The following is a 22,433-nucleotide window of genomic DNA, read 5'->3' as shown; positions in this document are numbered from 1 at the left end:
TCGATAAACCTAGCTGCGTCGGTCGCGTTCGAAATAAACCCCGGCGTGGGACAAGTCGATATATATTGATCCCGGGGAGCCAGCGCGGTTGTGAATTTGCCGCATGGCCGGGTATAAAAATGGGGGACACGTGAACAGGAAACCGAACACAGGGCTACATTTCGAAGCATTCGGCGGATTGCTGGGTTTTGTCGGCATGAGTGTCGTTGCCGGCGTTCTCGTGGCGGCTGCGGTCACTCCCGCTCTCGCTTTGTCGGGCATGGCTGCAACGAACGCGATCAATGTCTTCGAGAATCTGCCGGACTACCTGAAGATCGACCAGCTCTCGCAGAAGAGCAACATCTACGCGACCACGGGTGACGGAACGCAGACCCTTCTGGCCTCGTTCTACGACCAGAACAGGGTCGAGGTCGCCTCGGATGCGATAAACCAGTTTGTCAAGGACGCCGCGACCTCCGCGGAGGACCCGCGCTTCTATGAACACGGCGGAATTGATCTGCAGGGCACTGTGACCGGGATCGTCACGACCGTTGCCACGGGGGACGCCCGCGGTGGGTCTTCGATCACCCAGCAGTATGTGAAGAACGTGCTGGTGCAGAAGTGCGAAGTGCTCACGGATGCCCAGAAGAAGTCCGACTGTTATGACGCGGCGATCGCACAGAGTCCCGACCGCAAACTCAAGGAGATGCGCCTCGCGATCGGCGTGGAGAAAAAGTACGGCAAGGATGACATCCTCCGCTCGTACCTGAACATCACCGGCTTCGGCGGCACCGTCTACGGCATCGAGTCCGCGGCGGAGTACTACTTCGGCTCGACTGCGGCGACGCTGACGCTCCCGCAGGCGGCGAGCCTCGTCGCGATCGTGAACAACCCGGTCAAGTTCCAGCTCGACCAGCCCGACAGCGCGACCAACGGTGCAGCCAACGGCTACGCCGCGAACAAGGACCGCCGCGACTACATCCTCGACGAGATGCTGAAGTACGGCAAGATCAACCAGGCCGACCACGATGCCGCGATCGCCTCGGCCATCGAGCCCAGCATCCACGAGCCCTCGACCGGCTGCCAGACCGCCGGCGGCAGCGCGTACTTCTGCGACCTCGTCGTGAACACCCTGCAGAACGACCCCACTTTCGGAGCCGACGACACCACCCGGATGGCCAACTTCCGCCGGGGCGGGTACAACGTCTACACGACCCTCGACCTGGAACTCCAGATTGCCGCCGAGACCACGATAAAGGCCAACGTTCCCGACACCTACCCCGGCTGGGACGTCGGTGGCGTGATCGTCTCTGTCGGCGTTGGCACCGGCAAGGTGCTCGCCATGACGCAGAACAAGGACTACAGCCAGGACAGGGATGTGCCGATCACGGGTTCAAACCTGACCGGGATCAACTACAGCACCAATGTCGACCAGGGCGGCTCGCACGGGTTCCAGCCCGGATCGACGTACAAGGTGTTCACCCTCGCGGAGTGGCTCACCGAAGGTCACTCGCTCAACGAACGGGTCGACTCTCGGCGCAAGGCCAACTGGGGTACCTTCCGGGACAGCTGCGCGACTGGTGGCACGGTGAGCTTCCCGGGCTACAACCCGAAGAACGACTCCGGTGAAGCCGGCGCCAACTACAGCGCCCTTGAGTCCACAATCAACTCGATCAACACCGGTTTCATCGGCATGGCCAAGAAACTCGACCTGTGCGGCATCCGCAAGACCGCCGAGGCGTTCGGCGTGACCCGGGCCGACGGCGCCCCGCTCGAGCAGGGTGCCTCCGCGGTGCTCGGCACCAACGAGGTCGCGCCGCTGAGCATGGCGGTCGCCTTCGCCGGCATCGCCAACAAGGGCACCACCTGCAGCCCGATCGTGATCGACCACATCACCGGTTCCGATGGCGGCGCACTCGGCGTACCGCAAACCGAGTGCCACCAGTCGGTTGACCCGGTCGTTGCAGCAGGCATGACGACGGCGATGCAGCAGGTCATGACGGGCGGCACGGCGACCGCGTCGTACTCGGCCACCAAGCCCCGCGTGCCGATGATCGGTAAGACCGGAACCACAGACGGCAACAAGGACACCTGGATGAGCGGTGCGAGCACCAAGGTCGCCACGGTCGTCGGCGTGATGAGCGTCACTGGGCATGACACTGACCAGCGCACCACATATTTCGACAGTCTCCGGAGCCCTGGCGCTTTGCGTTCGACGGTGCAGGCGGCCACGGCCCGGCACCGGATGTGGCCGGAGGTGATGAGCGTCGCGAACGCAAAGTACGGCGGCGACGCCTTCCCTGCGGCGTCAGGATCAATTGTCAATGCCGTGCAGGTCCCGATTCCCGACCTTCGGGGCAAGAGCCTTACCCAGGCGCAGTCGGCACTCGAGTCCGCCGGCTTCCTCTTTGTGAACGGCGGTAGCATCGACTCCGAACTGCAGACCGGCGTCGTCGCGAACACCGATCCCGCTGGAGGAACCAGCGAAGCCCGCGGCGCCGCGGTGACGGTTCACACGAGCAACGCGGCTCTCGTCATCGTGCCGGACGTGTCCGGCAAACGCGAAGCCGAAGCCCGGGCCGCCCTGTCGAACTTCACCGTGGTGAAGAACGAGACCATCGTGACGGACCCCGGTGTCACCGGCACTGTCGTTACGATGTCGCCAGCGGCAGGCAGCGCGGTCCACCCCGGCGACGCGGTCACGATCGTGGTCGGCCGGCTGGCCCCCGCCGGCGGCTGAGCCGGCCCGCTGACCGCGAGCGCGGGACGCAACGCCCGCGCTCGCTGGGGCGTGGCGAAGATCAGCGGCTGGCGTCCCGAGACGCCCGGCCCGACAGGACCCCGGCGAACAGTACGGCGAGCACACCGGCCAGCGGGACGACGAGCAGGCCGAGCCGGAGTGAGGAGGCGTCAGCGATCGCGCCGACCACGGGCGGCGAGACCAGGAAGCCGACCCTGAGCAGCCAGGCGAGGATCGTCAGGCCGGAACCGGGTCTGAAGCCCGGAAGCTCATCTGCGGCGTGCATGGCCGCAGGGATGAGGGTCGCGACCCCGAGCCCGGCGAGGCCGAATCCGACCACGGTGCCCGGGATCGACGGGATCAGGAGGGCGCTTCCCATGCCGACGCAGACGATCACCCCGCCCGTTCTCGCGACCGCGCGCTGGCCGAACCGGTCCACGAGCCGATCGCCGAGCATCCGCCCGATGAACTGCATACCCTGGAGCGCGATGAAGCCGAGGCCCGCGACGAAGGCTGATGCGCCGAGGTCGACGGAGAGGTAGATCGCCGACCAGGAGCCTGCCGGCGTCCTCGACGATGGCCCCGGATGCAGCGATGAGCACGAGGGCGAGGAGCACCGCGTATTTCGCCAGCACGCCCACCGCCCGTCCGGTGCGCGTCTGCACTCCGGCCGGAGTACTGGCGGCGCGCGCCTCGTCCGGTTCGGGGCCGGACAGGAGCATGCGGTACGACAGCACGGCCAGAAGGCTGAACAGCACGGCGGAGAGCGTGAGGTGCACGGCCAGGGGAATGCCGAGCCCCGCGGCGAGGGACCCGAGTGCTCCGCCGGATACCGCACCGATACTCCAGACCGCGTGGAACGAGTTGAGGATGGAGCGTTTGTACAGGCGTTGCACCCGAAGCGCGTGTGAGTTCTGGGCGACGTCGGTGATCGAGTCCATTGCGCCGGCCAGGAACAGCCCGGCCGCGAGCGGAAGCCAGGCAGGGGCCACCCCGGCGAGCAGGATACCGATCGCCGTGAAAACCGTGGCGATGATCGCCACCCGCGAGGAGCGGAAGCGGCGCACGAGCATCCCGGCCGTCAACCCGGCGATGAGCGCGCCGAGCGGGTATGCGGCGACCGCAAGGCCGAATTCCGCATTCGTCAGGCCGAGGTCGACCTTGATCTCGGGATAACGCGGGAGCAGGTTCGCAAAGATCGCGCCGTTGGTGAAGAACAGAACGCCGACCGCGATCCGGGCACGGCGTGCCGCTACCGGCGGCCGGGAGACCTGGTTCGCGGCGTGGCCGTCCTGACTCGACGTTCCGGCCGCGGTCCCGCCCGTGCTCTCATCCGTGCTCTCAACGTTCACGGTCGAAGGCTACAGGCTGGCAGCAACGCCATCCATGGGCGGCCGCTGGAGGAGCTCGATCAGGAGAATCGCGACGAGGGCCGTGACGGCGGTGCCGATGATCACGCCGGGCGACAGCGGGCGGACGAACAGCACGACGGCCGCAGCCGCCAGGGCCACGACGATCCGCGCGTATCGCCGCACGGTGTAGAGCCAGACTCCGAACGCTCCCGTCGTTCCGCCGCGCCGTTCCGCCGACGAGCGGATGCTCCTGGCGGAGTCGACGGTCAGCCGGCGCACCACGATCGCGCCGCGGAACGGACCAGCGAAGTACGCCACCACAGCCACGGTCACCCCTGCGGTCCCCACTGCCACCGCCGTCGCGCTGATGAACGGCACGATCGCCTCATAGGTGGCCAGTGCGGCATCCCGCGGCATGTACTGCGGCGAGACGGAACCCGCGAAGAGGATGCGCCCGACCGAGATTCCCGTTGCGAGCACCGCCATCGACAGCGCGAGCAGGAGGCCGGCCCAGATCAGCGCTCGCGCCTTCCGCCTCGCCACCACGATGCCGGCGGCCAGGAGCAACAGGCTGGCCCACGGCAGTACGAAACCCAGGATGTCGAGGATCTGGTAGGCGACCCGTGCCTGGACAAGGGCGTCGGACTGGGCGACCTGGATGGTGCGGTTGATTTCCGGGATCCGATCGGCGAGTGCGAAGCCCTGCGCGACGAGGGCACTCTTGACCGCTGCGATGGTCGGCGCCAGTTGGATGCCGACCTCGCCCTGGGCTCCGATGGTGAGCGGCCCGTTCGTATCGCCCTGCAGCGCCGCGATGACCTGGGAGTGGCTGACCCGCAGGGTCTGCTCCCAGATGTTCGCGAAGGCGTCGGAGGCGATCAGCCGCTGTGTCGCCGTGCGCACCAGGGAACGGGCGCCCTCGACGGCCGGCTGCTTGAGCAAGCGGAGGGCGACCTGAGCCCGCGGCGGCAGGTTGAGCTGGGCGATCCCATCGAAGAGGTCCGTTGCGATGGCCTCGAAGTCGACCTGGTCGTCGATCACGGTCGTGATCTGGTCAACGAGGAACGCCTGGAATGCCGGATCGTCGACAAGAGGAGACAGGGTGGCGACGAATCGGCCGGTGTCGGTGACCTCGGTCTTGGTCCACGCGGCGACGACGGCGACCGGGGCGAGAATGACCCCGATGGTGATCAGGAGCGCTGCGCAGAATGCGCGGAGCCGGAGCGATGCCCTGCTGGGTTCATACACCGCGGGAGTGCTCGGCGGTGCGGTCTCCAGCCGGGCCTGCAACTGGGCGACCTGGGCCGAAAGACGTTCGATTTGCTGCTCGGGGGTTTCGATCTGCGCCATCGGGTCCATGCCTCTCGCGAGTGCGCGCCAGTCTCTTGCTCAGCCACATTATGGCGCGGACTGTCGGATTCGGCACGGAATTCCGCTAGACTGTCCCCCCGTGAAGGGGAGTATCCCTCAAAGTCCACTGGGTGAGTTATCAGTGGGTTCGATGATCTGATCGTCAACACGGACCGCGGTGCAGGGGTTCCGGTCGGATCGGCGGCGTGTCTTCGTCGCGGGAGAGACTTTCAGGTTATCTGCCTGCCCTCCTCTCCTTGAAAGGCCCCTCCGTGGATCTTGCCCTTCCCCTCTGGTTCGAAATCGGCTCCCTGGTCGTCCTGACCCTTGTCCTGGTCGCCGACCTGCTGATCGTGTACAAGCGACCGCACGTGCCCTCGATGCGCGAAGCCAGCCTGTGGGTCGTCTTCTATGTCGTGCTCGCCCTGCTGTTCGCGCTCGCGATGCTGCTCCTCGCCGATGCCGAGCACGCCGGGCAGTTCCTCGCCGGCTGGCTCACCGAGTACAGCCTCAGCATCGACAATCTCTTCGTCTTCGTCATTATCATGGCGAGATTCTCCGTTCCCCGGAAATACCAGCAGGAAGTGCTCATGGTGGGCATCATCATCGCGCTCGTCCTGCGCCTGATCTTCATCCTCCTCGGCGCGTCCCTCATCGAGAACTTCAGCTGGATCTTCTACATCTTCGGGGCCTTCCTTCTCTATACGGCCGTGCACCAGGCCGTCGCCAAGGAACCGGACGCCAATGAGGCCGACAACGCCTTCGTGAAGATGATCCGTCGCCGCCTGCGGATCTCCCCGACCTTCGACGGGTCGAAGATCCGCACCACCGTCAAGGGACGTCGGGTCTTCACCCCGATGCTGATCGTCTTCATCGCAATCGGTACGACGGACCTCGTATTCGCCCTCGACTCGATCCCGGCCATCTTCGGGATCACGACGAGCCCGTTCATCGTCTTCACGGCCAATGTCTTCGCCCTGATGGGACTCCGGCAGCTCTATTTCCTGCTCGGCGGGCTGCTCGAACGACTGGTTTACCTCAAGTACGGGATCGCCTTCATCCTGTTCTTCATCGGCGTCAAGCTCGTCTCGCACGCGCTCCACACCAACGAGGTCCCGTTCATCAACGGCGGCAACGGGGTGGGCTGGGCGCCGGAGATCGACACCTGGACCTCGCTCGGCGTGATCGTTGTCTCCATGGCCATCGCCACGGTCGCGAGCCTGATCAAGGCGAACCGCGACGCCCGCGCCCGCGGTCGCAGCCTCGGCGAGGAGCTGTCGCTCACCGAAAAGGAGTAGCCCGGGCGCGGAGTGCGCGGCGGCGCGAAAAGCCCCCGAATTGGTACCGTAGGAACTCTGACGCCTCGCCGAGGCGCGATCGGGTCGGCTCGGAACACGCGCCGCAGCACGAGGGAGTACCGGCTTGGTCCAGAGCGCAGACACGATGACCCTCCCAACGGTGACGGTCTCATTCACAATGGGGGCGCGGAGCGAGGTCGGCCAGGTGCGGCAGGCTCAACGAGGACAGCTTCATGGCCCACTCTCCGGTGTTCCTCGTGGCCGACGGCATGGGCGGGCATGCCCACGGCGACGAGGCGAGCCAGACCGTGCTGCGGGTCTTCGAAGAACACATCGAGGCCGGTCGTCCCTCAACGCCCGAGCGCATCCTCGACGCGATCCATTCGTCCAACGACGCCGTGCGCGACCTGAGTGGCGCAGGGGACTTCGGAACCGCGGTGAGCGGCACGACGCTGGCCGGGGTGGCCTTCGTCGACGCCGGCGCCGATGTCGGCCTGCACTGGATGGCTTTCAACGTTGGCGACTCCCGCATCTACACGTGGGACGGGGTGCACCTCACCCAGCTGTCTGTCGATCATTCTGCGGTGCAGGAACTCGTCGACGCGGGACTGATCACGCCGCGGTCCGCGGAACTCCATCCCGAACGGAACATCATCACGAGGGCGATCGGAACGGATGAGTTCGTCGACGCGGATGTGTGGCTCGTCCCCGCATCCGGTCGCCGCGCGTTCCTGATCTGTTCAGACGGCCTCACCAAGGAGCTCGAACCGGACGACATCTCGAGGCTCCTGGCTGAGCACCAGGCCGACGGCCAGCAGGCCGTCGTGGACGCCCTCGTCGACGAGGCGCTGGCGCGCGGCGGGCACGACAACGTCACGGTCGTCTTCGTCGAATCCGTCGTGTCGCCATCGTGACCTCCGGCGAAGACTCGGCGCGAAGTGTTAGCCTGTCCGGGTGCTGTTCGGTCGACTCCTTCTTATCTGCCGCGACGAGTCCCAATTCTGAGGCCTCCCTCGTCGCGGAGACTGTCGTTGGCTGCCATCAAATCTTGAGGAAGACGCACACACATGACTAACGCATCGATGTCGGGCGAACGCCCACGCACCCTGGCCGAGAAAGTCTGGGACAAACACCTGGTCAGCAAGGGTTCCGATGGTACCCCTGACCTGATTTACATCGACCTGCACCTCGTGCACGAGGTCACGAGCCCGCAGGCGTTCGACGGTCTGCGCCTCGCCGGGCGCCCACTGCGCCGACCGGACCTGACGATCGCGACCGAGGATCACAACACTCCGACTCTCGCCATCGACCGGCCGATCAAGGACCTCACGAGTCGCACCCAGATCGAGACGCTCCGCCGAAACTGCGAGGAATTCGGCGTGCGGCTGCACTCGCTCGGCGACATCGAGCAGGGCATCGTGCACGTCGTCGGCCCGCAGGCTCGGGCTCACCCAACCGGGCATCACCGTCGTCTGCGGAGACTCGCACACCTCGACCCACGGCGCCTTCGGGGCCATGGCGCTCGGCATCGGCACGAGCGAGGTCGAACACGTCATGGCCACCCAGACCCTGCCGCTGCAGCCGTTCAAGACCATGGCCATCACAGTCGACGGCACCCTGCGACCCGGCGTCACCGCCAAGGACGTGATCCTCGCCGTGATCGCGAAGATCGGCACCGGCGGCGGCCAGGGCTACGTGCTCGAATACCGCGGCAGCGCCATCCGCGCCCTCTCGATGGAGGGCCGCATGACCATCTGCAACATGTCCATCGAGGCAGGCGCCCGCGCGGGCATGGTCGCGCCGGATGCGACGACGTACGCCTACCTGAAGGGTCGCGCCCACGCGCCGGCCGGCCAGGACTGGGACGACGCGATCGCGTACTGGGAGACCCTCGCGACCGACGAGGGCGCCGTCTTCGACGCCGAGGTCGTTCTCGACGCCGACACCCTCGAGCCCTTCGTGACGTGGGGCACCAACCCCGGCCAGGGCGTCTCGCTGAGCGAGACTGTGCCTGACCCGGCCGACGTGACCGACGCCAACGAGCGCGCCGCCGCCCAGCGCGCCCTCGAATACATGGACCTCGCCGCGGGGACCCGCATGAAGGACATCCGGGTCGACACCGTCTTCCTCGGTTCCTGCACCAACAGCCGCGTCGAAGACCTCCGCGCTGCCGCGGAAATCGTGAAGGGCCAGACCATGGCGCCCGGCCTGCGGATGCTCGTCGTGCCCGGTTCCGCTCGCGTGCGGATCGAGGCCGAGGCCGAAGGCCTGGACAAGATCTTCACCGACTTCGGCGCCGAATGGCGCTTCGCCGGCTGCTCGATGTGCCTCGGCATGAACCCCGACCAGCTCGCCCCCGGCGAGCGGTGCGCCTCGACAAGCAACCGCAACTTCGAGGGCCGCCAGGGCAAGGGCGGACGCACCCACCTGGTCTCCCCGCTCGTCGCGGCTGCCACGGCGATCCGCGGCACCCTCTCGAGCCCGTGGGACCTCGTCGCCGCCGGCCTCGTCACGGCCGACGCGATCCCCGCCGAACTGGCCCCTGCTGCGGCACCGGCACTGGATGGAGCACTCTGACCATGGACAAGTTCCTCACCGTCACGGGCGTCGCGCTGCCGCTGCGCCGCTCCAATGTCGACACCGACCAGATCATCCCGGCCGTCTACCTCAAGCGCGTCACCAAGACCGGCTTCGAAGACGCCCTCTTCGCGGCGTGGCGGACCGACCCGGACTTCGTGCTCAACCGGCCGGAGTTCACGGGCGCGCGGATCCTGGTGGCCGGGGCCGACTTCGGCACGGGCTCATCCCGCGAACATGCCGTCTGGGCCTTGCGCGACTACGGTTTCGACGTCGTGCTCAGCCCCCGGTTCGGCGATATCTTCCGCGGCAATGCCGGCAAACAGGGCCTGCTTGCCGCGCAGATCACCGAGGACGATGCCCAGAAGCTCTGGAGCATCATCGAGGCCGACCCGGGAATAGAACTCACTGTCGATCTGGTTGCGCGTACAGCACGCGTCGGCGATTTCACAGTGCCATTCCAGGTCGACGACTACACCCGTTGGCGCCTCCTCGAAGGCCTTGACGACATTGGCCTGACCCTGCGTGATGAAGCGCGGATCGCAGAATTCGAATCCCATCGGGAGCCGTGGCGGCCCCGTACTCTCCCCGCAAGGCAGGTAAATTTGTGAGCACCATCAGCGAGATCGCCCAGAACCGTGAAGACGCAGCCGTAAAGGCGCAGGCTCCTCGAAGACGAACAAAACCGTGAGAACGCACAGAGCTGGGGGGCCGCTGTGGGGCTGAAAGGCGACAAGATCACGATCCGCGGCGGCATCCCGCTGATCGGCCGCATCGAACTCAAGGGCGCGAAAAACCTGGTCACCAAGGCCATGGTGGCCTCCCTGCTCGGCGAGAGCCCGAGCATCCTGAAGAACGTCCCCAACATCAGCGACGTACGCATCGTGCGCGAGCCTGCTCGCGGTGCACGGCGTCAAGGTCACCGATGGCCCCGAGCCCGGAGAGCTCCTGCTCGACCCCGTCGACGTCGAGAGCGCGCACTTCGCCGCGATCGACGCGCACGCGGGGTCCTCCCGCATCCCGATCCTTTTCTGCGGGCCGCTCCTGCACCGCCTCGGCGAAGCCTTCATCCCCGACCTCGGCGGTTGCCGCATCGGCGACCGGCCGATCGACTACCACCTCGAGGTGCTGCGCAAGTTCGGCGCCGTCGTCGACAAGCAGCCCAACGGCATCCGCATGTCCGCCCCGAACGGGCTGCACGGCGCCAAGGTCTCCCTCCCGTACCCGAGCGTCGGCGCGACCGAGCAGGTCCTGCTCACCGCCGTGCGCGCAGAGGGCATCACCGAGCTCAAGGGCGCGGCGATCGAGCCCGAGATCATGGACCTGATCAACATCCTGCAGAAGATGGGTGCGATCATCACGGTCGACACCGACCGGATCATCCGCATCGAGGGCGTCGAACGACTCGAGGGCTTCAACCACCGGGCGCTCTTCGACCGGAACGAGGCGGCGAGCTGGGCGGCAGCCGCGCTCGCGACCGACGGCGACATCTTCGTCGGCGGCGCCCGCCAGTCCGAGATGCTGACCTTCCTCAACGTGTTCCGCAAGGTCGGAGGCGCCTTCGAGATCCACGACGACGGCATCCGTTTCTACCACCCGGGCGGCGACCTCAAGCCCGTCGTCATCGAAACGGATGTGCACCCCGGCTTCATGACCGACTGGCAGCAGCCGCTCGTCATCGCCCTCACGCACGCGCACGGCGTGTCGATCGTGCACGAGACCGTCTACGAGCAGCGTTTCGGCTTCGTCGACGCGCTCGTCGAGATGGGCGCGACGATCCAGATCCACCGCGAATGCCTCGGCGGCCACCCGTGCCGCTTCGGGCAGCGCAACTTCAACCACTCCGCCGTCATCGCAGGTCCGACGAAGCTGCACGGCGCCGACATCGAGGTTCCCGACCTGCGCGGCGGCTTCAGCCATCTGATCGCGGCGCTCACGGCCGAGGGCACCTCGACGGTCAGCAACGTCGGAATCATCAGCCGCGGATACGAAAACTTCATCACCAAGCTGCGGCTGTTGGGGGCGGACTTCGATCTCGAAGGATAATGGCCCTGTGCCAGTCAATGGAGCAAGTCCGTCCGAACCGTCCGCCGATCCCGATTCGACAGTGAAGCCGGTGAGGGTGCGCAAGGAGACCTTGCAACCCTCCGTGTTCTGGATCCTGGCGACGATCGTGCTGCCCGCGGTCAACCTCGCGGTGCGCTACCGGGTGACCGACGCCCGCAAGTTCCCGCAGGCCGGGGCGTTCGTGCTGTCGCCGAACCACTTCAGTGAGATCGACCCGATCGTCGTCGGGGCGCTCGCGTGGAAGCTCGGACGTGCTCCCCGGTTCATGGCGAAGGCATCCGTGTTCAAAATTCCCGTGCTCGGCTGGCTGCTGCGGAAGTCCGGCCAGATTCCCGTCGAACGCGGCGGGGTCGCGCGCGGCAACGAACCCGTCAAGGCGGCCAGGCGGCTCGTCGACCGCGGACAGATGGTCATCGTGTACCCCGAGGGGTCACTCACCCGCGACCCCGAGCTGTGGCCGATGCGCGGGAAGACCGGTGCCGTGCGGATCGCACTCGAGCAGGGCATTCCCATCGTGCCGATGGCGCACTGGGGAACCCAGGACCTGATGCCGCGATATTCGAAGCGGATCAGCCCGTTCCCCCGCAAGACGGTCCACGTGAAGATCGGCGATCCGCTGTCCTTCGACGAATTCAAGGGACGCAGCCTCGACACTGCGACCCTGAACGAGGCGACGGCAATCCTGATGGATGCCATCACCGGGCTTCTCGAAGACCTCCGCGGCGAGAAGGCCCCGGCGAAGCGCTGGAACCCCTCAGAGCACGACCAGAAGGAGACCGGCCGTTTTGAAGGCTAAGCAACCGCAGGGCGTCCCTGTCGGTACCCGCGTCGCCGTGCTCGGAGCCGGAAGCTGGGGAACCACCTTCGCCAAGATCCTGAGCGACGGCGGCGCCGATGTCGTGCTGTGGGCCCGCCGGCCGGAACTCGCCCGCGAGATCACGGAGGGTCGTCGAAACAGCGACTACCTCCCCGGCATCAACCTCCCGATCGGGTTGCGCGCGACGCCGCACCTGGACCAGGCACTCGCGGGTGCCGAACAGGTGTTCATCTCCGTTCCGAGCCAGTCGCTGCGGGAGAACCTGGTCCTGATGGAGCCGTTCCTCGAACCCGGGGCCATCCTGGTCTCGCTCATGAAGGGCGTCGAACGCGGCTCCGGCCAGCGGATGAGCCAGATCATCGAAGAGATGCTTCCGATCGATCCGCACCACATCGCGGCGATCTCGGGACCCAACCTGGCCCTCGAAATCGCCCGCGAGCAGCCGACCGCCGCCGTCGTGTCCTCGACGAGCCTCGAGACGGCCCAGGCCGTCGCGATCCTCGCGACCAACGGGTACTTCCGCTCCTACGTCAACACCGACGTGATCGGCACTGAGTTCGGCGGCGTGCTGAAGAACCTCATCGCCGTCGCGATCGGTATCGTCGACGGTGTCGGCTACGGCGAGAACACCAAGGCCTCGATCATCACCCGCGGCCTCGTCGAGATGACCGACTTCGCCGTCGCATACGGAGCGCAGCCGGAGACCCTCGCCGGCCTCGCCGGCCTCGGCGACCTCATCGCCACCTGCCAGTCCCCGCTCTCGCGCAACAACACCGCCGGGCGTCTCCTCGGCCAGGGCTACAGCATCGCGGACGTCGTCAAACAGATGCAGCAGACCACGGAGGGCCTCGCGTCCGTCGGCCCGATCCTCGATCTCGCCAGGGCCAAGGGCGTCGACATGCCCATCGTCGAACAGGTGCGGCAGGTGCTGGCCGGTACGCTGAAACCGCGGGACATCGCCCCTCACCTCACCACGGATTCGGCGGAGCCGCAGGGCGAAAGGACAATTGATGACGGACAAGCTCACGGTAGCGCTGCTCTTTGGGGGTCGGTCAAGCGAACACTCGATCAGCTGCGCCACGGCCGGCGGAGTCCTGGCGGCAATTGACCGGTCGCGTTACGACGTGATCCCGATCGGGATCACCCGCGACGGCGCATTCGTGCTCGAAGCGGATGACCCGGCACACTTCGCCCTCGGATCCTCGGCCGCAGAGCCTGCCCGTGGTCACCGACAACGGCAGCCGGGTGCACTGGCCGGAATCAGCGCTCGACCGCACCCTCCGCGTCGTGGACGCGCCCGGCGCATCCGCTCGCTCCCTCGGCACCGTCGACCTCGTCTTCCCGATCCTGCACGGGCCATACGGCGAGGACGGCACCATCCAGGGCCTCCTCGAACTGCTCGGCCTGCCATTCGTCGGCTCCGGAGTGCTCGCGTCTGCGCTCGGGATGGACAAGCACTTCACCAAGACCGTGTTCCAGCAGGCCTCCCTCCCGGTGGCGCCGTGGCGCACGATCACCGCGGCCGACTGGGCCGAGGCGCCGGGGATGGCGTATGCGGCCCTCGCCGAACTCGGTCTGCCCGCCTTCGTGAAGCCGGCCCGCGCCGGGTCGAGCGTCGGCGTGAGCCGGGTTACGGACCCCGCCGGCCTGGTCCGTGCCATGGAGACCGCTCTCGCGGAGGACGACAAGGTCCTGATCGAGGCCGGCCTCGTGGGCCGTGAACTCGAGGTCGCCGTGCTGCAGGGCCGTCCGGGGGAGCCGTCCCGGGCATCCGTCGCCGGGGAGGTGCTCGTCACCGGGCGCGACTTCTACGACTTCGACGCCAAGTATCTGGGAGCGGCGGGCATCGAACTGGTGTGCCCGGCCGCCCTGACCCCGGCCGAGCTCGCCGAGATGCAGCGGATGGCGATCCGGGCGTTCGACGCCATCGACGGCGCCGGACTCGCGCGGGTCGACTTCTTCCTCACCGACACCGGCTGGGTCATCAACGAGATCAACACCATGCCCGGCTTCACGCCGATCTCGATGTTCCCGACCTGCTGGCTGCAGAGCGGCTACACCTACCCCGCGCTCATCGACGAGTTGATCTCCGTCGCGCTCGCCCGCCGCGGCGTCCGGACGAATTCGACGGAGATTCTGGTCTAAACGGCCCGAAAACGGCCTCCCACGTCCTTTTTTGGCAAAAACTCCGTCGAATTGGTTCGGGTCGGGGTCGGGGCACGGATCGCCGGCCCGCGTGCGTCAGGGTGGGGGCTGCCGCCCGACGCAAGGTCGGAGATTTTCGCGACACGCCGTGCCATCCGGCGGCGGATGCCGTGGGTCGCGAAATACTCCGACCTTGCGGTTCGGCCGGGCGAGGAAACCGCCGGGACTACGGCGCGGGCGTCGCGGTCGGCGCGAGGGTTCCGCCGTCGGTCGGCAGGGTCACGTCGGCAGCGCCCAGGCACTTGGCCGTCGCGGGGATGACAGCCATCACCGCGGCCAGGTCGACGAGCACGGTCGAGCCGCTGACGGTGCCCGAGTCAATGACGACCTCGCTCGCGGGGGTGCGGCCGTATGTCGTGTACCGGTAGAGCGGCGCGGCGGAGTCGTCTTCGATCCAGTCGATCCCGTTGACGTTGAGGCACGGCAGGGTTGTCGGGGCGGGCACCGCGACCCCGCAGTGCAGCAGCACGGCGGCCGGGCTGCCCCACGCGCCCGTCGCCTGGGCGTTCGTCTCGCGCTCGGCCTGGTCGGCGACGAGCGTCGGCAGGTGCACGACGATGTCGGCACAGCCGGGGTTCACCGCGTCCGCCGCGGGTTCGAGGGCGACGCTCGCCGTGCATCCGCTCAGGAGCACGACCCCGGCCAGGGCGAGGGTCATGGCGGCCGGGAGACGGCGGGGGGTGCTGCGGGAAGTCATCGCATTCAGGCTACCGTTTGAAGATGACCCCTGCTGCGAAGACCCCTGCCGCGACCTCACCGACGGCCGCCAGGCCGGAGCAGACCCTCGCCGAGCTCAGCGAGGGCCAGGTGCTCGCCCGGATCTTCCCACGGCTGCCCGGAGCCGCCACCCAGCTGCTCGGACCCGGCGACGACGCCGCCGTGCTGCGCGCCCCCGACGGACGCTTCGTCGTCACGACGGACATGATGATCCAGGGCCCGGACTTCCGGATGGCCTGGTCGACCCCCCACGACCTCGGCTGGAAGGCCGCCGCGACCAACCTGTCCGACGTCGCGGCCATGGGTGCCCGGCCGACCGCCCTCGTCGTCGCGATCGCAGCGCCGCCCTCGACCCCGATCTCGGTCATCGAGGGCATCGCAGACGGCCTTCGCGACTGCTGCGAGGCGCTCGCGCCCGGCTGCGGCGTCGTCGGCGGCGACCTGTCCGCCTCCGACGCCCTCACGCTGGCCGTGACGGCCTTCGGTGACCTCGAGGGCCGGGAACCGGTGCTGCGCTCAGGAGCGCGCCCAGGTGACCGTGTGGCGCTTGCCGGAGGCCTCGGTGAGGCCGGGGCCGGCCTCGCATTGCTCTTCCGTCACGGGGTCGACGCGAACGGCGTCCCCGATGCCGCGCTCGCGTCGGCGGTTCGGGAGCAATACCCGGTCGAGGTCGGCGCCCAGCTCGCCCCGCGGCCGCCGATCGACCTCGGCCCGGCCGCGTCCCTCGCGGGGGCGACCGCGATGATGGACCTGTCCGACGGCCTCTTCATCGACGCCGGGCGCCTCGCGACGGCGAGCGGGGTCGGCATCGACTTCGCCGCGGACTCCCTCGGCGACAGCGTCGGACTCGCGCTCGGCGGGGGCGAGGACCACGGCCTGCTCGCGACCTTCCCGGCCGGCGCCGTGCTGCCGGAGGGGTTCCGCCTCATCGGCATGGCGACCGATGCCGCCGGCACGGTCCTCGTGGACGGCCGCACGCACGAGCAGGGCGGCTGGGACCCGTATCGCGGCTGGGACGGCGCCCTGGGCTGAGGCCACGCTGCCGTATCCGCCCGAGACTCGCCCCCGGCGCCGAGTGTCGCCGTTCGAACGGCGACGGTCGGCGCGAACGGCGACACTCGACGCGGCTGCGGCGGCAGGGCGGCGGCTATTGGCCGGCGAGCACCGGGGCGGCGTACCAAACGGTCGTGTCGCCGTAGTCCTTGCGGCGCTCGGCGGCCAGGCCCGGACCCCAGGACGGCTCGGGGGAGCGGGAGCTTCGCTCGACGACGACGAGGGCGTCCGGGTCGAGCAGGGGGTCAGCGCGAGCAGGTTGTGCCCGAGTTCGACGTCGGAGAGCTCATAGGGCGGGTCGAGGAACACGAGTTCGAACCCGTCGCCCGTCGCCGCGAGAAATGACTGCACGGCCTGCGCGGAGACGCGGATCGACGGTCCGTCCTTCTTCGGGGCGGCCTTGAGCACTGCGTCGGTGTTCTTCCGGCACATCTGGGCGGCCCCGTAGCTGTTCTCCACGAGGGTCACGATGCGGGCGCCCCGGCTTGCAGCTTCGAGCCCGAGAGAACCGGAACCCGCGTAGAGGTCGAGCACCCTGGCGCCCCTGATGACATCGCGGGCGTCGAGGGCGGAGAAGATCGCCTCGCGCACCCGGTCGCTCGTGGGGCGCGTGCCCGACTTGGGAACGGCGAGGGGCAGGGAACCGGCGAACCCGGAGATGATGCGCGTCATGTCCGTTCGAGCCTAGCCGGACCGCAGTGTCGGCGGCCCCGCCTACGATCGAAGCATGACGGATGCGACCGCGGCGGCCGGTGTGAAGTTCATCGGTGCCCTGACCCTGGATACCCCACTCACGGCGATCCGCACCGTGACGCCTGCCGAGGCGAAATCGCTCGCCAAGGCGTTCGACATGCGGACGGTCGGCGACGTGCTCAGCCATTACCCGCGCCGCTACGCCAGACGCGGCGAGCTCAGCGCGATCAGCGAACTGCCGCTCGACGAACAGGTCACGATCTTCGCCGAGGTGCGCTCGATCTCCACCCACGAGATGAAGACCCGCAGGGGGTCGATCACGACCGTCAAGATCTCCGACGGCCGCGGCATCCTCACTCTCACGTTCTTCAACCAGGCCTGGCGGGAGAAGCTGCTCGCGCCCGGCACCCGCGGCATGTTCACCGGCAAGGTCACCTCGTTCAAGAGCCAGCTGCAGCTGGCGCATCCGCACTACAAACTCTTCGTCGCCGGGAGCGACGAGGAACAGGAACATGAGATCCCCACGGAGGGCGAGGCCTGGCTCGTCGAGCCCGTCCCGGTCTATCCGGCGACCGCCGCTGTTGCGAGCTGGGACTTCCAGACGATCGTCGGAAAAATACTCAAGCACCTCGGCCCCGTCGAGGACCCGCTCCCGCCGGCGCTCCGCGCCGAACGCGGCCTGCTCCCGCAACGCAAGTCCCTCGAGCTCATCCACCAACCCGCCGTCGACGCCGACTGGATCAGGGCCCGAGACACCCTCCGGTTCACGGAGGCGTTCGTGCTGCAGAGCGCGCTCGTGCAGCAGCGCAACGCCGCCAGGGCGACGAAGTCGACCGCCAGGGTTCCCGTCCCCGGCGGATACCTCGAGCGCTTCGATGCCCGACTTCCGTTCATTCTCACCGACGACCAGCAGACCGTCGGGGCCGAGATCGCGAGGGACCTCGCAAACACCGCCCCGATGAACCGGCTCCTGCAGGGCGAGGTCGGCTCAGGCAAGACGCTCGTCGCGCTGCGGGCCATGCTCGCCGTCGCAGACACCGGGGGACAGGCCGCCCTGCTCGCGCCGACCGAGGTGCTCGCGGCCCAGCACCTCCGGTCGATCGTGCATATCCTCGGCCCAGACCTTGCCGCAGAACTCGTGCCGGTGCTGCTCACCGGCAAGCTGCCGGTCGCCCTCCGGCGCAAGGCGCTGCTGCGTGCGGTTTCCGGCCAGGCCAGGATCGTGATCGGAACGCACGCCCTGCTGGCCGAATCGGTGTCGTTCTTCGACCTCGGACTCGTGGTCATCGACGAACAGCACCGTTTCGGGGTCGACCAGCGGGAGGCACTCCGCCTGAAGGGGGCTGTGCCACCGCACCTCCTCGTGCTGACGGCCACGCCGATCCCGCGCACGGTCGCCATGACGGTCTTCGGCGACCTCGACGTGTCGACGATCGCCATGCTCCCGGCCGGCAGGCAGGGCATCGAGACCTACGTGGTGGCGCTCGCCGAAAGACCGCAGACCTTCTCGCGCGTCTGGACCCGGCTGGCCGAGGAACTCGCCCTCGGCCGTCAGGGTTTCGTCGTGTGCCCTGCGATCGCGCCGAAGGAACTCGAAGAGGGCGAAGACGTCGAACAGTCGGCCGTGACAGAGGCCGGCGCCTCCGATGCGGGGCCCGCGGTGCCGCCGGAGTCCGTCGAGGTCGTGCTCAAGCGGCTGCGCGCCCGGCCGGAGCTCGCGGCGGCCAGGATCGAGCCGCTGCACGGCCGGATGACCGCGGACCAGAAGGACCAGACCATGCTGGCCTTCGCCGCGGGGGAGATCGACGTGCTCGTCGCCACCACGGTGATCGAGGTCGGCGTCGACGTGCCGAATGCTTCGGTGATGGTGGTGCTCGACGCAGACCGGTTCGGGGTCTCGCAGCTGCACCAATTGCGCGGGCGGGTCGGTCGTGGCGGGGTTCCGGGGCTCTGCCTTCTCGTCACCCGTGCGGAAATCGACTCACTCGCCCGGTCGCGGGTCGAGGCCGTCGCCGCAACCCTCGACGGCTTCGAGCTCGCCGAGATCGACCTCGAGCCTGCGCAGGGAGGGCAATGTGCTCGGCAGCACGCAGTCCGGCGGGCGCTCGTCGCTGCGGCTGCTGCGGGTCGCGACCGACGGCGAACTCATCCTGGAGGCGCGCACACACGCGCAGGAGCTTGCCGCGCGTGACCCCGAGCTCGCGACGGTGCCGGCCCTCCGCGACGCGGTGCGCCGGCGGCTGGACGACGCAGGGCGCGCCTCGCTCACCAAGGGCTGAACGGCGAGCGGCGGACGACAGCACCCGGATCCTGGGATAAGCGACATTTACCCTGCGCGAATGCGCCATGCACCGGCGGATTTGCCGAGAGTGTTGTGCTCGGGGAGGCGCGGGGCATGCTCGCGGGTTAGGGTATTGCGTATGCGCAGGATCGCCGTTGTCCCTGGTTCATTCGACCCCGTCACACTGGGGCACCTCGACGTGATCGAACGGGCGGCGGGCCTCTTCGACGAAGTGCACGTGCTCGTCGTGCACAACCCGGGCAAGACGGCCCTCCTGCCGATCAGCCAGCGGGTTTCCCTGCTGCAACGGGCCATCGCGGACGCCGGCCTGCCGGACACCATCATCGTCGCGTCCTGGAGCATGGGACTGCTCGTCGACTACTGCCTCGAGGTCGGGGCGAGTGTGCTCATCAAAGGCATCCGCTCCCAGGTCGACGTCGCCTATGAGACTCCGATGGCCATCGTGAACCGCAACCTCGCGGGCGTCGAGACCATCTTCATGCTGCCGGACCCGGCGAACGCCCACGTCTCCAGCTCCCTCGTCAGGCAGGTCGCCGCGCTCGGTGGCGACATCTCGCCCTACGTGCCCCGCGTCGTCGCGCAGTACCTGCAGAAGGCACCCGTGTGACTGCCCTGCCCGCAGGCGCGACAACGGATGCCCCCGCAGGCGTCCCGACGCAGCGTGCCGCGGGCATCCGCTCGGCTGGGGCAGCCGGACCAGGGCACGACCCCGCGGCCGAGGCCGATGTCGCCCTCGGCCTCGACGTGGTCGCCGAGGCCGGCCGGGCCATCATCCGCAACGTCGAAACGGTCATCGCGGGCAAGCACCCCGCTGTCGTCACGGCACTGACCGTGCTCCTCGCCGAGGGCCACCTCCTCATCGAGGACGTGCCCGGTGTCGGCAAGACCATGCTCGCCAAGGCCCTCGCCCGCTCCGTCGACTGCTCGGTCAGCCGCATCCAGTTCACACCGGACCTGCTCCCGTCGGACGTCACGGGTGTGAGCGTCTTCAACCAGGTCGACCGCAGGTTCGAGTTCAAGCCGGGAGCCATCTTCGCGAACATCGTGATCGGCGACGAAATCAACCGCGCGAGTCCGAAGACCCAGTCGGCTCTCCTCGAGTGCATGGAGGAACGCCAGGTCACCGTCGACGGCGCCACCTACCTCCTGCCGCTCCCGTTCACGGTCGTCGCGACCCAGAACCCGATCGAAATGGAAGGCACCTACGCCCTCCCGGAGGCCCAGCGGGACCGTTTCATGGCCCGGATCTCGATGGGCTATCCCGACACGACCTCCGAGCTCGCGATGCTCGACTCCCGCGACACCTCGAGCCCGCTCGCCGGAATCGACGCCGTGGTCACGGGCGCGCAGTTGCGGGCCATGATGAGCGCGGCCCGCGGAGTCTTCGCCTCCAGCGCCGTCAAGCAGTACGCCGTCGACATCGTCAGGGCCACCCGTTCGGACAAGGATCTCCGTCTCGGCGCGAGCCCGCGGGCGACCCTGCAGCTCATCCGTGCGGCCAAGGCGCAGTCCGCGCTGCAGGGCCGTGACTTCGTGCTCCCCGACGACATCGATGCGCTCGCCGTCGCGGTGCTCGGGCACCGGCTGGTGGCGAGCAGCCGTGTGCTCGGGCACCAGCACCAGGATTCGAGCCCGTTGCTCGAAGACATCGTGCGCCGGATCCTCGCGGCGACCCCGGTGCCACTCGGCGCGTCCGGCCACCCCTAGCCGCCATGCCTGCGCGGCGACCTTCCTCACGGCCGGTTCGTTTTCCCCGGCCAACGCTCCGGGGCGGCGCGTTCCTCTGCGGGGGAGCGGCGCTCGTGCTCGTGTCGCTCTCCGAGAACCGGAGGGACCTGCTGTTCATCGCCCTCCTGTTGATCTCGGTGCCGCTCGTCGCCGGGCTCGCGGTGGCCATTCGGCCCGTCCGGGTGCGCGTCGGTCGCGACTTCCGCCCCAACCTCGTGTCAGCGGGCGGTGAGACGACCGAGCTGTTGATTCTCGAGAATCTCGGGGCGCAACGCCTGTCCGGTGCGCTCTGGCGGGAGACCGGCCCGATGGGGATGACTCCGATGCCGAGGGACCTTCCCCTGCCGACGCTCGCCGGACTCGGCGGAGCCTGGGGTCGTCGCGGAGTCGGCGACGCTTTCGGTGAGGGCCCCGATGCGGCGGCCCGGACCGTGCGGCTCGAGTGCCCGCTCTCCCCGCACGCACGGGGACGGTACGAATACGGGCCGGTCGTGCTCGGTCAGTCCGACCCGTTCGGACTCGTCACGGCCCGCTGGGCGGTCGGCGGTCGGCGTGAACTGGTCGTCACCCCGCGGATCACCCCCTCCCCGGCCGGGGACTCGCGAGCATGCTCGGCGGCGGAGAAGCCCTCGAACGGCAGCGGCTGCTCAATCAGAACTCGGACGAGCTGATCGCTCGTGAGTACCGGCCGGGGGACTCCCTCCGCCGGGTGAACTGGCCGGCCACCGCACGCCACGGCGAGATCATGGTGCGGCAGGAGGAACACCGGAGCGACTCCGGCGTGCGGTTCGTGCTCGACACGCTCGAGCAGGCCGAAACGGGAACGCGCGAGGCCGACCGGGGGCGGCGCGCGAACGCGTTCGAGCTCGCGGTCGAAATCGCGGCATCCGTCTGCACGCACCTGCTCGCGGCAGGCTATCGGGTCGACGTCGTCGAACTCGGCCCCGCGCAACTCGGCGCTGCCCAGCTCGGCCGCGCCCCGCACGGTGCACCGGGCACTACCGGCGCAGCGCCGATCGGTGCGGCCGGGTTCGGCGGCTCGCCTCCGGCCGGCAGCGGCGATGCAGACCCGGTCCGGTCGGGGGACCCGGTCTCCTACCGCGGATCCGGTGGCATCTCACACCTCCTCGAGGACCTCGCCGGAATCGTCCAGCTCCCCGCTGAATCCGGGCGGGACGGCGACGGCCAACACGTCGGGAACCGCGCGACACCGCGCGCACGCGTCCCCCGCGGGGCACTCCCGACCTTCGCCGTTCTCGGCGCCGGGGGCGCCCTCGACCTCGCCGTCCTCGCCGGGCTCGCGGCCAGTGCCCGGCCGGCGATCGCGTTCGTGCTCGAACTCGTGCCCACGGATGCCCTCGAGCGGCTCAGGGAGGCCGGCTGGCGGTGCATACCGGTGCGATCCGCCACGGCGCTGCCGGCAGCGTGGCTCGACGCCGTCGGCGGGCGGGGGGCGCTCCATGAGCCTGCGTGAACGGATCCTGCCCGAGCGACCCGCCCCGATGCCTGCACCCCCGTCGGCACCGGCGGGTCGCCGGGGACCGCCGCGGCGCTC

Annotated in this window: 13 protein-coding genes and 6 pseudogenes; 15 read left to right on the top strand and 4 right to left on the bottom strand. The window is 68.5% G+C overall.

Features of this window, described 5'->3' with window-relative positions; genetic code table 11:
* The first annotated feature begins 196 nt into the window (after positions 1–196).
* Positions 197–2,719 (top strand): transglycosylase domain-containing protein, encoded by a 2,523-nt coding sequence (locus tag KIV56_RS04450; protein WP_281535296.1) that lies wholly within the window; start codon positions 197–199, stop codon positions 2,717–2,719.
* A 61-nt stretch (positions 2,720–2,780) separates the two neighbouring features.
* Here KIV56_RS04450 and KIV56_RS04445 read toward each other — a convergent pair.
* Both KIV56_RS04445 and KIV56_RS04440 read right to left on the bottom strand, forming a co-directional pair.
* A pseudogene (locus tag KIV56_RS04445) lies at positions 2,781–3,954 on the bottom strand (MFS transporter).
* Positions 3,955–4,080: 126 nt separating this feature from the next.
* Complete coding sequence (locus KIV56_RS04440; RefSeq protein WP_281535295.1) at positions 4,081–5,421, bottom strand: hypothetical protein; 1,341 nt, start codon at positions 5,419–5,421, stop codon at positions 4,081–4,083.
* A gap of 272 nt (positions 5,422–5,693) precedes the next feature.
* Here KIV56_RS04440 and KIV56_RS04435 point away from each other — a divergent pair, with 272 nt between their 5' ends.
* From KIV56_RS04435 to KIV56_RS04400, 8 genes and pseudogenes are all read left to right on the top strand, one after another.
* Complete coding sequence (locus tag KIV56_RS04435; RefSeq protein WP_281535294.1) at positions 5,694–6,719, top strand: TerC family protein; 1,026 nt, start codon at positions 5,694–5,696, stop codon at positions 6,717–6,719.
* 233 nt (positions 6,720–6,952) lie between these two features.
* Positions 6,953–7,633 (top strand): PP2C family protein-serine/threonine phosphatase, encoded by a 681-nt coding sequence (locus KIV56_RS04430; RefSeq protein ID WP_281535293.1) that lies wholly within the window; start codon positions 6,953–6,955, stop codon positions 7,631–7,633.
* Positions 7,634–7,801: 168 nt separating this feature from the next.
* Positions 7,802–9,296, top strand: a pseudogene (gene leuC, locus KIV56_RS04425) (3-isopropylmalate dehydratase large subunit).
* Positions 9,297–9,298: 2 nt separating this feature from the next.
* On the top strand, positions 9,299–9,907 hold the full coding sequence (gene leuD / locus KIV56_RS04420) for a 3-isopropylmalate dehydratase small subunit (protein ID WP_281535292.1): 609 nt from the start codon (positions 9,299–9,301) through the stop codon (positions 9,905–9,907).
* Positions 9,908–10,012: 105 nt separating this feature from the next.
* A pseudogene (murA, locus tag KIV56_RS04415) lies at positions 10,013–11,342 on the top strand (UDP-N-acetylglucosamine 1-carboxyvinyltransferase).
* Between the two features lie 70 nt (positions 11,343–11,412).
* Positions 11,413–12,159, top strand: coding sequence for a lysophospholipid acyltransferase family protein (locus KIV56_RS04410; protein ID WP_281536067.1), 747 nt, complete (start codon positions 11,413–11,415; stop codon positions 12,157–12,159).
* 37 nt (positions 12,160–12,196) lie between these two features.
* Positions 12,197–13,288: an NAD(P)H-dependent glycerol-3-phosphate dehydrogenase gene (locus KIV56_RS04405; protein WP_416173079.1), complete on the top strand. Its 1,092-nt coding sequence runs from the start codon at positions 12,197–12,199 to the stop codon at positions 13,286–13,288.
* Positions 13,191–14,325: pseudogene (locus KIV56_RS04400) on the top strand (D-alanine--D-alanine ligase family protein). The gene KIV56_RS04405 and the pseudogene KIV56_RS04400 overlap by 98 nt, the downstream one beginning before the upstream one ends.
* A 226-nt stretch (positions 14,326–14,551) precedes the next feature.
* Here KIV56_RS04400 and KIV56_RS04395 read toward each other — a convergent pair.
* Positions 14,552–15,082, bottom strand: a complete 531-nt coding sequence (locus KIV56_RS04395; RefSeq protein WP_281535290.1) for a DUF3515 family protein — start codon at positions 15,080–15,082, stop codon at positions 14,552–14,554.
* A gap of 23 nt (positions 15,083–15,105) precedes the next feature.
* Here KIV56_RS04395 and thiL point away from each other — a divergent pair, with 23 nt between their 5' ends.
* A complete protein-coding gene (gene thiL / locus KIV56_RS04390; protein WP_281535289.1) occupies positions 15,106–16,134 on the top strand; it encodes a thiamine-phosphate kinase in 1,029 nt (342 codons plus the stop codon).
* A 115-nt stretch (positions 16,135–16,249) separates the two neighbouring features.
* Here the strand turns inward: thiL and rsmD are convergent.
* Positions 16,250–16,827: pseudogene (gene rsmD / locus KIV56_RS04385) on the bottom strand (16S rRNA (guanine(966)-N(2))-methyltransferase RsmD).
* A gap of 55 nt (positions 16,828–16,882) precedes the next feature.
* Between rsmD and KIV56_RS04380 the strand changes: the two are divergent.
* The 5 genes and pseudogenes from KIV56_RS04380 to KIV56_RS04360 all read left to right on the top strand — a co-directional run bounded on the left by KIV56_RS04380 (position 16,883) and on the right by KIV56_RS04360 (position 22,352).
* Positions 16,883–19,127 (top strand): annotated as a pseudogene (locus KIV56_RS04380) (ATP-dependent DNA helicase RecG).
* A gap of 141 nt (positions 19,128–19,268) precedes the next feature.
* Positions 19,269–19,757, top strand: a complete 489-nt coding sequence (gene coaD / locus KIV56_RS04375; protein WP_281535288.1) for a pantetheine-phosphate adenylyltransferase — start codon at positions 19,269–19,271, stop codon at positions 19,755–19,757.
* A 137-nt stretch (positions 19,758–19,894) separates the two neighbouring features.
* Positions 19,895–20,857, top strand: coding sequence for an AAA family ATPase (locus KIV56_RS04370; protein ID WP_281536066.1), 963 nt, complete (start codon positions 19,895–19,897; stop codon positions 20,855–20,857).
* A 95-nt stretch (positions 20,858–20,952) separates the two neighbouring features.
* The gene (locus KIV56_RS04365; RefSeq protein ID WP_281535287.1) at positions 20,953–21,549 is read left to right on the top strand and encodes a hypothetical protein; all 597 of its coding nucleotides are present in this window, start codon (positions 20,953–20,955) and stop codon (positions 21,547–21,549) included.
* Positions 21,486–22,352 (top strand): DUF58 domain-containing protein, encoded by an 867-nt coding sequence (locus KIV56_RS04360; protein WP_281535286.1) that lies wholly within the window; start codon positions 21,486–21,488, stop codon positions 22,350–22,352. The genes KIV56_RS04365 and KIV56_RS04360 overlap by 64 nt, the downstream gene beginning before the upstream one ends.
* Positions 22,353–22,433: the final 81 nt, after the last annotated feature.

It is taken from the genome of Cryobacterium breve (assembly GCF_027594785.1).
Classification (GTDB): domain Bacteria; phylum Actinomycetota; class Actinomycetes; order Actinomycetales; family Microbacteriaceae; genus Cryobacterium; species Cryobacterium breve_A.
The sequence above is the reverse complement of the archived record's forward strand: the minus strand, read 5'-3'. Positions and strand labels throughout refer to the sequence as shown.

Coding starts and splice junctions, on each gene's coding strand:
- thiL (WP_281535289.1), top strand. CDS start 15,106: ATGACCCCTGCTGCGAAGACCCCTGCCGCGACCTCACCGACGGCCGCC.
- KIV56_RS04440 (WP_281535295.1), bottom strand. CDS start 5,421: ATGGCGCAGATCGAAACCCCCGAGCAGCAAATCGAACGTCTTTCGGCC.
- KIV56_RS04360 (WP_281535286.1), top strand. CDS start 21,486: ATGCTCGGCGGCGGAGAAGCCCTCGAACGGCAGCGGCTGCTCAATCAG.
- coaD (WP_281535288.1), top strand. CDS start 19,269: ATGCGCAGGATCGCCGTTGTCCCTGGTTCATTCGACCCCGTCACACTG.
- KIV56_RS04450 (WP_281535296.1), top strand. CDS start 197: ATGAGTGTCGTTGCCGGCGTTCTCGTGGCGGCTGCGGTCACTCCCGCT.
- leuD (WP_281535292.1), top strand. CDS start 9,299: ATGGACAAGTTCCTCACCGTCACGGGCGTCGCGCTGCCGCTGCGCCGC.
- KIV56_RS04430 (WP_281535293.1), top strand. CDS start 6,953: ATGGCCCACTCTCCGGTGTTCCTCGTGGCCGACGGCATGGGCGGGCAT.
- KIV56_RS04395 (WP_281535290.1), bottom strand. CDS start 15,082: ATGACTTCCCGCAGCACCCCCCGCCGTCTCCCGGCCGCCATGACCCTC.